The sequence below is a fragment of the Arthrobacter sp. AG367 genome (assembly GCF_007828995.1).
In the GTDB taxonomy this organism is placed as follows: Bacteria; Actinomycetota; Actinomycetes; order Actinomycetales; family Micrococcaceae; genus Arthrobacter.
Genome location: NZ_VIVE01000001.1, coordinates 702,964 through 715,251 on the forward strand (window position 1 = coordinate 702,964; position 12,288 = coordinate 715,251).

General features: G+C 67.6%; 13 protein-coding genes. 10 read left to right on the forward strand and 3 right to left on the reverse strand.

Translation table 11 applies throughout. The features are described from left to right. The 4 genes from FB478_RS03195 to FB478_RS03210 form a co-directional block, all read left to right on the forward strand. The coding region (locus FB478_RS03195) for a DUF4389 domain-containing protein (RefSeq protein ID WP_144600038.1) at positions 1 to 913 on the forward strand (913 nt) is incomplete at its 5' end. Between the two features lie 74 nt (positions 914 to 987). After that, positions 988 to 1,455 (forward strand): universal stress protein, encoded by a 468-nt coding sequence (locus FB478_RS03200; protein WP_056390546.1) that lies wholly within the window; start codon positions 988 to 990, stop codon positions 1,453 to 1,455. Positions 1,456 to 1,499: 44 nt separating this feature from the next. Continuing rightward, complete coding sequence (locus FB478_RS03205) at positions 1,500 to 2,498, forward strand: polysaccharide deacetylase family protein (protein ID WP_056390549.1); 999 nt, start codon at positions 1,500 to 1,502, stop codon at positions 2,496 to 2,498. A 12-nt stretch (positions 2,499 to 2,510) separates the two neighbouring features. Beyond that, the gene (locus FB478_RS03210; RefSeq protein ID WP_235509780.1) at positions 2,511 to 5,327 is read left to right on the forward strand and encodes an HAD-IC family P-type ATPase; all 2,817 of its coding nucleotides are present in this window, start codon (positions 2,511 to 2,513) and stop codon (positions 5,325 to 5,327) included. Here the strand turns inward: FB478_RS03210 and FB478_RS03215 are convergent. After that, the gene (locus FB478_RS03215; RefSeq protein ID WP_082581727.1) at positions 5,324 to 5,986 is read right to left on the reverse strand and encodes a hypothetical protein; all 663 of its coding nucleotides are present in this window, start codon (positions 5,984 to 5,986) and stop codon (positions 5,324 to 5,326) included. The two genes, FB478_RS03210 and FB478_RS03215, sit on opposite strands and share 4 nt — an antisense overlap. Before the next feature lie 258 nt (positions 5,987 to 6,244). Between FB478_RS03215 and FB478_RS03220 the strand changes: the two genes are divergently transcribed. Genes FB478_RS03220 through FB478_RS03230 form a run of 3 tightly spaced genes read left to right on the forward strand, consistent with a single transcriptional unit; the run spans position 6,245 to position 7,385 of the window. Beyond that, positions 6,245 to 6,502, forward strand: coding sequence for an SHOCT domain-containing protein (locus FB478_RS03220; RefSeq protein WP_082581719.1), 258 nt, complete (start codon positions 6,245 to 6,247; stop codon positions 6,500 to 6,502). Positions 6,503 to 6,540: 38 nt separating this feature from the next. Beyond that, positions 6,541 to 6,858 carry a DUF3040 domain-containing protein gene (locus FB478_RS03225; protein ID WP_018769383.1) on the forward strand — a complete coding sequence of 106 codons (318 nt, stop codon included), beginning with the start codon at positions 6,541 to 6,543 and terminating at the stop codon, positions 6,856 to 6,858. After that, positions 6,855 to 7,385, forward strand: coding sequence for a hemerythrin domain-containing protein (locus FB478_RS03230; protein ID WP_144599786.1), 531 nt, complete (start codon positions 6,855 to 6,857; stop codon positions 7,383 to 7,385). The genes FB478_RS03225 and FB478_RS03230 overlap by 4 nt, the downstream gene beginning before the upstream one ends. Before the next feature lie 57 nt (positions 7,386 to 7,442). Here FB478_RS03230 and FB478_RS03240 read toward each other — a convergent pair whose 3' ends face one another. Further along, a complete protein-coding gene (locus FB478_RS03240) occupies positions 7,443 to 7,931 on the reverse strand; it encodes a universal stress protein (protein WP_144599787.1) in 489 nt (162 codons plus the stop codon). A gap of 274 nt (positions 7,932 to 8,205) precedes the next feature. Here FB478_RS03240 and FB478_RS03245 point away from each other — a divergent pair, with 274 nt between their 5' ends. Beyond that, complete coding sequence (locus tag FB478_RS03245; RefSeq protein ID WP_051081367.1) at positions 8,206 to 8,877, forward strand: response regulator transcription factor; 672 nt, start codon at positions 8,206 to 8,208, stop codon at positions 8,875 to 8,877. 9 nt (positions 8,878 to 8,886) lie between these two features. On the opposite strand, the gene FB478_RS03250 is transcribed toward FB478_RS03245, so the two are convergent. Further along, the gene (locus tag FB478_RS03250) at positions 8,887 to 10,569 is read right to left on the reverse strand and encodes a GAF domain-containing sensor histidine kinase (RefSeq protein ID WP_018769387.1); all 1,683 of its coding nucleotides are present in this window, start codon (positions 10,567 to 10,569) and stop codon (positions 8,887 to 8,889) included. Between the two features lie 240 nt (positions 10,570 to 10,809). On the opposite strand from FB478_RS03250, the gene FB478_RS03255 reads away from it, so the two are divergent. Further along, complete coding sequence (locus FB478_RS03255; protein ID WP_018769388.1) at positions 10,810 to 11,268, forward strand: pyridoxamine 5'-phosphate oxidase family protein; 459 nt, start codon at positions 10,810 to 10,812, stop codon at positions 11,266 to 11,268. Positions 11,269 to 11,412: 144 nt separating this feature from the next. Beyond that, positions 11,413 to 12,279 (forward strand): universal stress protein, encoded by an 867-nt coding sequence (locus tag FB478_RS03260; RefSeq protein ID WP_018769389.1) that lies wholly within the window; start codon positions 11,413 to 11,415, stop codon positions 12,277 to 12,279. The last annotated feature ends 9 nt before the right edge of the window (positions 12,280 to 12,288 follow it).

Consider the following 12,288-nt stretch of genomic DNA (forward strand, 5'->3'; position numbering starts at 1 on the left):
GCAGGCGCCTGGGATGGCCGGACCGGGGATGCAGGCGCCTGGGATGGCCGGACCGGGGATGCAGGCGCCTGGGATGGCCGGACCGGGGATGCAGGCGCCTGGGATGGCCGGACCGGGGATGCAGGCAGTGCCGGCCGCACCCGGAGTGGTACCCCCGCCGCAGCCGTTCACCGTGGCAGCCGAAGACCGCCGCGCCTACCCCGCAAGGCTTTTCGGTGACATCGATCCGGGACTGTCACGATGGATGTGGCTGGTCAAGTGGTTCCTGGCCATACCGCATTTCATCCTTCTCTTCTTCCTCTGGTTTGCGTTCGTCATCACCACCATCGTGGCGGGCTTCGCCATCCTGTTCACCGGCCGGTACCCCAGGGCACTGTTCGACTTCAATGTGGGTGTCATGCGCTGGAACTGGCGGGTGGCCTTCTACGCCTACGCCGCCGTAGGCACCGACCTCTACCCGCCGTTTACGCTCAAGCGCACCAATTATCCTGCGGACTTTGACGTTGACTACCCGGAACGGCTGTCCCGCGGGCTGGTGCTGGTGAAATGGTGGCTCCTCTCGATCCCGCACCTGCTCCTGGTGGCCGCGTTTACCAATACAACGTGGCGGTGGCGGGCGGACAACACCTTCGTTGGCGCCACCTATGAGCAAAGTGCGGGACCGTCCCTGCTGGGACTGCTGGTTCTGGTCGCGGCAGTGATCCTGCTGTTCACCGGCCGCTACCAGCGCCCGCTGTTTGACTTCATCCTCGGCATCGACCGCTGGATCTACCGGGTCCTTGCCTACACAGCGCTGATGCGGGACGAATATCCACCATTCCGGCTGGACCAGGGAGCCACCGAACCTGAATGGCCCGGACCGGTGATTCCGCCGGCCGGGGCACCACCGGCGGGAGCCCCCGCGGCGCCGTGACCTTCGGCCCTAGCCCCGCAGCAGGCATCCGGGCATGATGGGCCTGACAGCGAGGGTCCGACGAGGGAGCAGACATGAGCATAGCCGGGGCACCAATTGCCAGGATCGTGGTGGGCGTCGACGGATCGGAACCGTCCCTGGAGGCACTTCGCCAGGCCCAACGGCTCGCCACTCCCCTCGGCGCCAAGGTCCAGGCGATCGCCTGCTGGGAGTACCCGCAGGTGTACTCGGGCTACGTCATGATGGGCATTGAGGGCTTCGAGGAAGGCGCCAAGAAGGTCCTGGACGACGCGATGGTGCAGGCTTTCGGCGCCGAGATGCCGGCCAACGTCACCTCGACCCTTGTCCGCGGCCATCCGCGTGAGGCGCTGATCGACGCCAGCCGGGACGCCGACATGATCGTGGTGGGGCGCCGCGGGCACGGCGGGTTCGGCGGCCTGCTCCTGGGCTCCGTCAGCTCCGCCATCGTGGCCCATGCCCACTGCCCGGTACTGGTGGTCCACACGCCCGAGAGCGGAGCCCACAGCTCCAAGGAGTCCTGAACGGTACGTCCGGGCGGGAAAGGTACTGACCTCCGGGACGGGTGATGGCATTGCCGCTCAGTGAGGCACGACGGCGGACACCCGCCATAGCGCTCGCCGCCGCCCTGGTGGTCCTCGCCATTTCACTGGCCCTGTTGCTCCCGGTGCCCTCGGCCGGTCCGCCGTCGGCATCACCGACGGCTCCCTCCCCGCTGCCCAGCGGCTCGAGCCAGCCCGGCACAGCCAGCCCAACCGTCTCCACCCCCGCGCCGGGGCCGCAGGAGACGGAGACACCCGAAGCGGGCCAGGCTCCCGTCGAGCCCCCGGTCGTCGTGCCGCCGGTTCCCGAACCGCAGCCCACGGAGCCACCGGCCGGCCCGACGCCACCCCGGGAGCCGGGTACTCCCCCGCAACCGGCGCCGTTCCCGGAATCCCTCCGCGGCCAGGACCTGACCGTCATCCCGGGGGCAGGCCGGGTGGTTGCCCTCACCTTCGATGCCGGAGCCAACGCGGCAGGACTGCCCAAAATCCTGCCTACCCTCGCCGCCAAGGGGGTCGCCGGGACGTTTTTCCTGACCGGCAACTGGGCGGCGAACAACCCGCAGGCCGTAGCGCAGATCGTGGCCGCCGGGCACCGGGTGGCCAACCACTCCATGACCCACCCGGGCTTCACCGGACTGGGCAACGACCAGATCTTCCAACAGGTGCGTGGTGCCGAGCAGGCCATCCTGGCAGCCGGCGCCGATCCAAGGCCGCTGTTCCGCTTCCCCTACGGCGAGCGGGACGCACGCACCATCGCTGCAGTCAACTCCCTGGGCTACGTGGCCGTCAGGTGGACCGTGGACACCCTGGGCTGGAAAGGCGCCAGTGGAGGTTCCAGCGTGCAGTCGGTGGCCGACCGCGTCCAGGCCGGCCTGCAGCCCGGTGAAATCGTCCTCATGCACATCGGGTCCAATCCCGACGACGGCACCACCCTCGACGCCGACGCCCTCCCCCGGATCATTGACCGCACCGCTGCCGCAGGATACGGCTTCACCACGCTCGATGCCCTGCCGGGGCAGTGAGGCCGCGGCACCATGGCGAAGACCCGGCCCTCCCGACGCGGGCACGTGCAGCCCCCGCGGCCGGAACCATCCTCCACCGGCCGCCAACCGGACGCTGTCCCTGATCCGGCACACCACGGGCTGCCGGTCCACGAGGTCGTCCTGCTGCTGGAAACGGATGCGGCCAGGGGCCTTGGCCAGGCGGAGGTAGCGCGCCGGCGCGCCCAGTTTGGCGCGAACGAGCTTCCCCGGTCCAGGGGCGGGGGAATCGCCCGCAAGCTGGGGCGCCAGTTCAACAACCCGCTGGTCTACGTCCTGTTGGCCGCCGCCGCCGTCACCGTGGTCCTTGGCGCGTTCCTGGACGCCGGCGTCATCCTCGCCGTAGTGCTGGTCAACACGCTGATCGGATTCGTCCAGGAAGTCCGGGCAGAAGCGGCCCTGGACGCCCTTCACTCGCTTGTCCGCACCCACGCCACCGTCATGCGCGGCGGCGAACGGAGGCAGGTTCCATCCGAGGACCTGGTCCCCGGCGACCTTGTGCTGCTGGAGGCCGGCGACAAGGTACCGGCTGACCTCCGCCTGGTGCGCCTGTCCGCCTTACGGGCGGACGAATCCGCGCTGACGGGAGAATCCGACCCCGTGCCCAAGGACGAGGTGGTCCTGCCCCCGGTCACGCCGGTGGCAGACCGGAGGAACATGCTGTACAGCGGCACCCTGGTGACCGCCGGCACGGGTGCGGGGGTCGTCGTCGCCATCGGCGGCGAAACCGAACTTGGCGAGATCCACCGCCTCATGGGGACGGTCCGGCCGGTGGCCACGCCGTTGACGGTCAAACTGGCACGCTTCAGCTCGACGCTCACCATAGCCATCCTGGCCCTCGCCGCCGTGGCCTTCCTTGCCGGGCTGGCACATGGCGAGCAGCCGGGGCAAATGTTTACTGCCGCCGTCGCCCTGGCCGTAGGAGCCATCCCCGAAGGCCTTCCTGCCGCCGTCACCGTGACGCTTGCCATTGGCGTCCGCCGCATGGCGCGCCGCCGGGCCGTGGTCCGCCGGCTGCCGGTGGTGGAAACGCTGGGCAGCACCACGGTGATCTGCTCGGACAAGACGGGCACCTTCACCGAGAACCAGATGACAGTCCGGGCACTCTGGACCCCTTCCGGGACGTATGACGTTACGGGTTCCGGCTACGGACCGGAGGGACGCATCGCCCCGTCGGCAGCACAGCACACCGGCGGCCGGCAGCACGTGGCGGATTCAGCGGAGCACCCGGCGGACGGGGACGCTGCGCTGCAGTGGTCCCTCCTGGGCGGTGCAGCCTGCAACGACGCCACCGTCCGCAGGGAGGGGCAGGGGTGGCACGTACGGGGGGACCCTACGGAGGCCGCAATGCTGGTGGCAGCAGGGAAGGGCGGGATGGACGTATCCGGCTTCCTGGCGGCCAACCCGCGGAAGCAGGAACTGCCGTTCACGTCGGAGCGGCAGTTCATGGCCACCCTGCACCTTTCCACGCTTCCGCACGGAGCCGGCGTGGTGTTCGTCAAAGGGGCCGCCGAACGGGTCCTTGACCTCTGCGGCACGGAAATGGACAGGTACGGTGCCAACAGGCCCCTCCACAGGCAGGCCGCGCTCAATGCCGCACATGCGCTCGCGGACAGCGGGCTCCGCGTGCTGGCCACGGCCATGATGCGCCTTCCCCCGGACAGCCGGCCTCTCTCCGCCATCCAATTGCGGGGCCGGATGACCCTGACCGGGCTCCAGGCCATGCACGACCCTCCCCGGGAAGCGGCCGCGGCGGCAGTGGCGGCCTGCCGGCGTGCCGGCGTGGCGGTCAAGATGATCACCGGAGACCACGTGCGGACTGCAGTGACCGTTGCCGCGGCGGTGGGCCTGGCCGCCGACCATGACAGCGGAACAGCCCTGACAGGCGCGGAGCTGGACGTCATTGCACCTGACCAGTTCGCCGATGCCGTGGAACGGGCCACGGTTTTCGCCCGGGTCTCGCCGGAACAGAAACTCCGCCTGATCGGGGCCCTGCAGTCCCGCGGACACGTGGCCGCCATGACCGGGGATGGCGTCAACGACGCACCGGCCCTCCGGCAGGCGAATGTCGGGATTTCGATGGGACGCACCGGAACGGAGGTGGCCAAGGAGGCATCGGACATCGTCCTCACCGATGACGACTTTGCCACCATTGAGGCCGCCGTTGAAGAAGGCCGGAATGTCTTCGACAACCTGACCAAATTCATCGTCTGGACCCTGCCCACCAACATGGCCGAGGGGCTGGTGATCCTCGTGGCCATCCTGCTGGGCGCAACGCTGCCCATCCTGCCCACCCAGATCCTCTGGATCAATATGACCACCGCTGTTGCCCTTGGACTCATGCTTGCCTTTGAGCCAAAGGAACCAGGACTGATGTCCAGGCCGCCACGGCCGCCGGACCGCCCCCTCCTGACGTGGGCGCTCACCGTGCGGATCCTGCTCGTTTCGGCCCTCCTCGTCGCCGGGGCATGGTGGCTCTTCGAACATGAATTGGCCGATGGTGCCTCTCTTGCACAGGCCCGGACGTCCGCCGTGAACCTTTTCGTGGGCGTGGAGGTGTCCTACCTCTTCAGCTGCCGGTCGCTGACCCGGCCGGCGTGGCGGATAAGCCCGTTCAGCAACCGCTGGCTCCTGGTCGGCGTCGCGGTGCAGGCGGCCGGCCAACTGGCACTCACGTATGCGCCGCTGATGAACGGGCTCTTCCACACCGCCCCCATCAGCGGCGAAGCGTGGCTGCGGATCCTTGGCCTGGCCCTGCTCGCATCCGTGGCAGTCGCCGTGGACAAGCGTTTGCGGCGCCGCGGCTTCTAGTGCGCATCCCCCGCGGCTGCAGCATCCGGCATAAGGCGCAGCAACACCAGGCCTGTGACCACGGCCATCACTGCCGCCATGAGGACCGCCGCCCCCACGCCAATCACCGCGATCAGCCAGGCAGGCTGGTCCGGCTGCCACAAAGGCGGGGCAACCAGCATGAACGCTGCAAGACCCGCCGCCCAGGCCGCGGCGTTGCCGGCGATCCACGGCCACGCCCGCCGGACATGGTGCCGCAGCTCAAACCACTGGGCAGTGCCAATGGATCCGAGCAGCAGGATTGCCGCCGCGCCACCCGCAGTCAGCCGGAGCGGAAGCGGCCAGTCCTGCCATTCCCCGAAGGTGGACGGCAGCATGCCCACGGACCAGGCGAATGCCGCGGCCACCGCGGTCAGCAGGACCCAGCGGGCCGCGGAGATCCCCGGCAACCGGTTCCGCAGGACGCGGACCTGGAACCATCCCAGGACAGCTCCTTCGGCGAGGCCGGCCAGTACCAGGAGTGCAAATTCCGCGCGCGGCCAGGCAGTGGCCGCAAGAAACCACGCAAGGACCGGGGCGAGGAAGCCCAAGCTCTCGCCCAGGGTCGCCCAGCCCACCCAACGGGTGAGGAACGCACGGCGGGCTGTCCCGCCGTCGTACGTGCTGTCCGCAACGGCCACGGTGCCATCCTCCCTTTCCGCTTTACTCTCCTGCAACGGAACCGGATGCTCATCCAGATTCACCGTGCCCGCGCCGCCACCGCCAGTGCCATAAGCCCCCGGTGCGGAAGTTCCGCACATTCCGGCAGCCGAGGACCGGAGCCTGGTACCCGGCCCCGGAACAGGACTAATGGCTCTGCCCTGGACACCGGCAGAAACCAATACTGGAAGGGAAGGCGGACGGCTGGCGTCCGCCTCCACTTCAGCGGAGGTCGTGACGTGTACGGCTGGAACGACGGCATGGGCCTGTGGGGCTATGTCCTGATGAGCATCAGCATGGTGGTGGTCTGGGGAGCAATCATCACCGGCATTGTCCTGCTGGCCCGTTCCCTGCGGGCTCCCTCCCCGGGTGCACCCCGGCCCCCGTCGCCACTAACGGCAGAAGACGTACTGGCCGAGCGTTTCGCGCGCGGCGAGATCGACGTCGCGGAATACCGGAACAGGCTGGCTGTCCTGCGCGGCCAGCCGGGTACCTGAGTTCCGGTTCCCGCAGGCAATGGATAGTGGGTGCAGCTGTGCCGCTCTCTGAATTTGAAAAACGCGAACTCGAACTGATCGGCCATGGCCTGGAGGAGGAAGACCCCGGATTCGCGGCCCTGCTCGGAAGGGATGCCTTCGTACTGTCGCTTCGCACCCGCGTCAGGCGCGGACTCCTGCTTTTCGCGGCGGGCGTGGGCGTCCTGCTCCTTGGCCTGGTGGTCCGGGCGCCCTACCTGGGCATCGCAGGCTTCGCCGTCATGAACGGCGGAGCGTACTGGGCCATCAAAGACCTCCGCTGGTCCTTGCGGGCCAACCACCGGCACGTCGCCCAACTGGAAGGCAACAACGAATGAACACCAACAGCGGTAACGGCACGGAAGCCGGCTCCGAGGCGCGTGCGCTGCAGGCGGTGGAAGCCCACCATGCCGACATGCTGCGGCAACTGAACGCGCTGGTGGGACTGCTGACGGAGGCCGTGGAGGCACGGGACCCTGCCGCCGGACAGGAAACGCAGGCTGCGTTGCTGGACTGGTGCGACACGGTGCTGGTGCCGCACGCCCTGGCAGAAGAAGGGCCGCTGTACAGCGGGCCCCACGGCCTGCCGGAAGCGAAGCTGCTGGTGGACGGCATGCTGGCCGAGCATCAGGTCATCGTGGGCCTGGTTGAAGAGCTCAGGACCGCCGAAGGCGTTGCTGCCGCCGTGGCCGCCGGGGCCATCCAACGGATTTTCGCCCTGCACCTGGACAAGGAGAACCGCCTCCTGATGCCCTTCATCATCCAATCCCCCGGCCTGTCACTCGCACGGGCAGTCGAAGGGCTTCACGAACTGGTGGGGGAAGGCGCGGCACACCATCATGGGGACGGCCAGCACAGCCACTAGGGCGGGATGACACGTACGACGGCGGGATGCCGGGTCGGTCAGTCAGGGCGCCTGCAATCAGGCCACCGGGTCAGGGCTCCCCGTCAGGGCGCTTGCCTGGCCGGTGTCCCCCGCGCCGTCCGCCTCCGGGGCGTGCACCACCAGCACGGGACAGTGGGCATGGCTCACGCACGTCGAACTGACGGAGCCAAGGACAAAGCTCCCATGTCCCCGCCTGCCCACGATCAGCAAGGAGGCGTTGCGGCTCGCGTCGATGAGTACCGGCCCTGGCTTACCCCGTACCAGGCGGGCATGCACGAAGGCCGGCAGCTCCCCGAATGCTTCTTCCAGTGCCTGCTGGAGGACCTGGTGGGCCGCGTACTTGAACCCTTCGATCCCTACGGCGAGGTAAACCCCGTAGCCGGCCGGGACGTCCCAGCAGGCCCAGGCCTCAACCGTCGCTGACAGGGGCTCCGCCATGGCCCGGGCCACCCGGAGCGCGGCGATGGAGGCGTCTGATCCATCCACCCCAACGATGATCCTGGGGTGCGTTTCAGGGGCAGTCATGCCGGCTCCATTCACTGTTGTTGCCGCATTCCCTCCTGCGGGCATCCTGCAAGCGTCGTCCCCAGAATGGAACAAGTGCGCTTTCAGGGGTAGGGCCGAAGGTCATGACAGGAACAGGGCCCAGACTTCGGGTGCCGCCCTGCGGATCGCCGGCGGACTTAGGTCCCTTCCGGCAGGACGCCTCCTGGGGAACAATGGGCTCAGGCCCTCCCCGGGGGCCGCCCCCGCACGAATGCGGGATTTGGTCCTGGAGATTTGGGAGCGATCAGTGCAGATGCATGAAGCTGGGTCTGAGGCGGCAGGATCTCCCGGGCAGGTCCGGGTGTTCATCCTTGATGACCACGAACTTGTCCGGCAGGGGTTGAAGGACCTGTTGGAGGGCGAAGGGTTCCTTGTGGTGGGCGAAAGCGGCTCGGCTGCCGAGGCCACGCGCCGCATACCCGCACTGCACCCCGACATCGCCATCCTCGACGGAAGGCTTCCCGACGGCACGGGAATCGAGGTGTGCCGGGACGTGCGTTCCCTGGACCCCCGCCTGCGCTGCCTGATACTCACCAGCTACGACGACGAGCAGGCCCTTCGAGGCGCTGTCCTGGCCGGTGCCTCCGGATACATCCTGAAACAGATCAGGAGCGATGACCTCCTGGCCGGAATCCGGAAGGCGGCTGCGGGCGAGTCCCTCTTCGATCCGGGAGTTGAGCAGCAGATCATTACCGGACTGTCCACGGCACACACCGATCCCCGCCTGGAGGGCCTCAGCGCACAGGAGAAGAAGGTCCTGGCCCTGATCGGGCAGGGCCTGACCAACAGGCAAATCGGCGACGAACTGTTCCTGGCCGAGAAAACCGTCAAGAACTATGTTTCATCGATCCTGGCAAAACTGGGCTTCGAGCGCCGGACGCAGGCCGCTGTCTACGTCACCAAGAGCTCCACGGACACTGCCTGAGCCGGCAGGTCAGGTGAGCCGGGCGGTCCATGTCACGGATGTGCCCTTGCCTGGCCCGCTCTCAATGATGCAACTGCCCTGCAACAACTCAGCCCGGTGGCGCATGTTCGCCAGGCCGCTCACCCGGGCAGGGTCGGCGAAGCCCCGGCCATTGTCGCGGATGAGAAGCTGGACCTGGTCCTTGCCCACCGCAACCGTGACCTCCACGTCGTCCGCGCCGGAATGCCGCAGCGCGTTACTGAGTCCTTCCGACAGCACGGACAGCAGATGGACGGCCACATCCTCCCGGATCGAGTCCACGGGGCCGTCCAGGGCCACCTTGGGGGTCAGGGCGTAGCTGCGCGAGTTTTCCCGGACCACCCGCAGGATCCGGCCCGTCAGCGGTTCGCGTTCCTCATCCGCCGTCCGGAGCGAGTAGATGGTGTCCCGCAGCTTGCGGATTGTTTCATCGAGTTCCGTGGTGACGGCGGCGATGCGCTCGTGCGCCACCGGGTCCACGGTGTAGCGGCGCAGGCTTTGGATGCTCAGGCCTGCGGCAAACAGGCGCTGGATGACGAGGTCGTGCAGGTCCCGCGCGATCCGTTCCCGGTCAGTGAACAGCAGGTTTTGTTCGCGCAGTGCGTTCACGCGCGCCAGGTCGAGCGCCAGCCCGATCCGGCTCCCGAAAATGGCACCCGACTCTGCGTCCGCCTGGTTGAAGGCGGCAGTTGCGTGTGCGCGGGCCAGCAGGAGAACGCCGTTGTCGCTGCTGCCATGCCCCAGGGAACACACGAGTACGGATCCGAGTTTCCCGGCCATTCCGGCCTCAAAGACCTGCCGCGGGTCCTTGGCCACAAAGGAGCCGCCGCCCTCGATCACGTCCCACACGGAGTGGGAGACCCTCCATTCCTGGCCTGCCTGGAGACCCTGCACACCAAGGCAGGACCGGCATCGAAGCACGCCTCCACCCGCCGGCACGGCCACCACTGCAAGTGCCGCATCCGATACCTTTAAAGCGGCGTCGGCAACGACGTCCAGGTTATCCGCGTCTCCGGGGCTGGACGCCATGATCAATCTGCTGCTGAGCTCCATGCCTGCTTCCAGCCACTTCTGCCGGCGCCCGCTGTCTTCAAAGAGGCGCGCGTTCTGGATCGCGACGCCGGCCGCCGCCGCCAGGGCAACGGCAAGGTCCTCATCGTCGGAGGTGAAATCCTCGCCACCTTGCTTTTCCGTCAGGTAGAGGTTGCCGAACACCTCGTCACGGACGCGGACGGGCACGCCAAGGAATGTCTTCATGGGCGGGTGGTTCGGCGGGAAGCCGGACGCAATGGGATGCCGGCCAAGGTCATGGAGCCGCAAGGGCTTTGGTTCGCGGATGAGCAGGCCAAGTACGCCGTGCCCCGTCGGCAGGTCGCCAATGGAGCGGATTCCGTCTTCATCAATACCCACCGTGATGAAGTGGCTCAGGGTGCGGTCTTCGCCAATGACGCCCATAGCGCCGTACCGTGCGCCGACCAGGGCGCAGGCCGAACGGACCAGGCGGTCAAGCACGGCCTCAAGGCTCAGATCCTCGGCGAGGGCCACCACCGCCGCCAGCAGGGCGTTGATGCGTTCCTGGGTATCCAGCTGTTCGTCGCCCCGGGCGGAAAAGTCCCGCAGCAGGTCTTCAACGGTGTCCCTAGTCGGCGGACGCCAGGGCTTCTCAGTGCTCACGTTCCACCTCCTGCGGCAAGAACCTGCCACGCTGCGGGTCCTTGGCGCGGTCCGGGGGTCCGGAACGGAAATGCCTGCCCCGGGCCGCAAGTCCGCCTTCACTTGGGCATGAAGACGCTACCGGCACAATTCTAGGAGGCCCAGGCGAAAATTACCTCCGACCGTCCCGGATGGGTGCCTTTGCTGGCGCGGGACCTTCTTCCCTATCCCCGGGAGGTTTGCCGGTCCTAGGCTACGGCCATGAATACCGCAGCCACAGAACCTGACATCAAGGAACTCGGCGTCCACGATTGCTGGCGATACCTTCGTTCAACTTCCCTCTGCAGGATCGCCTTCTCCGAGGGGGACGCAGTGGAAAACTATCCGGTGAATTTTGTCCCCACCAACGGCACACTGCTCATTCGTACCGGCCAGGGAACAAAGCTCGCCTCCCTTGCCGACCGGAAAGTGGTAGCCGTCGAGGCGGACGGAATGAACCAGTACGGCACCATCGCCTGGAGCGTCATCATCAAGGGGCACGCCAAAGTTGTAACCGATGCGGAGGAAGTCCAGGACGCCATGGAGGCGGGCTTGTCCCCCTGGCAACCCGGCCAAAAAAATGTCCTGATCCGGATCACGCCGCAGGATATCAGCGGCCGGAGGTTCGTCATCGCGGCGCCGACCCATTGGTGGCCGGCCCGGGAGCCCAGCGCCGACTGACCCAGCGCCCACTAGCCCAGCGCCGACTGGCCAACGCTGATCAGGCCAACGCGGATCAGGCACGCCGGTCAGGGCAACGTCATCCGGCTCCGCTCCACGCCCGCACCACACCCCTTCTCCAGCACCCCCTAAGGATGGTCCCCCATGGCAACTGCCAAGCCAATCGCCGTCGGCATCACTAATACTTCGGCCTCCAACGCCGCCCTGTTGTGGGCAGCTGCCCGGGCCAACAGGCTAAAGTGCCCCCTCGCCGTCGTAAATGTGGTGGACGACCGCTGGATGGCCGCCGAAGTGCTCCCCTACCTTGAAGTCCTGCGTGAATCGGGGCTGGCGCTGTTGAAGGAGGCCGGTGAAAAAGCCACCGCAGCCGAACCCGGACTGCAGGTAACCCTCCAACTGCTCGAAGGAGGCATCGGGGCAGCCCTGGGCGACTATTCCAGGAATGCCTCCATGCTCGTCCTGGGCACCAGCGGCCACACGCGCGGCGCCCTGACGGACCGGGCCCTCCAGGCCACGGCCACCGCGGAGTGCCCGGTGGCCGTCATCGGTGATGCCCAGGAGGCAGGCCGCGGCATCGTGGTGGGCGTGGATGGCTCGCGTGAAGCAACACAGGCAGTGGCTTTTGCAGCCGCGGAGGCTGACGCACTGGGCGAGGAGCTGACCGTCCTATATGCCTTCACCGGCCCCAACCGCTGGATTGCGGCAGGGCTGCCGCAGAGCAGTTTCGCCACCCACGTCGTCGAGGAGGAACAGATCGTGCTCGCCGAAACTGAGGCGGGCCTCCGGCAGGACTATCCGGACCTCGTGGTCAACACCAGGATGGAGACCGTTCTTGAGCCGGCGGACGCCCTGATCCGTGCTGCATCCGGCGCCCGGCTGCTGGTCCTGGGCAGCCGCGGAAAGGGTGGCTTCGAAAGGTTCGTCCTGGGATCCACGGCACACGCAGTGCTGTCGCAGCCGCCGTGCCCCACCGTGATCACCCGGGTGCACAAGCAGCAGCACGCCGACTGACCGGGTCAG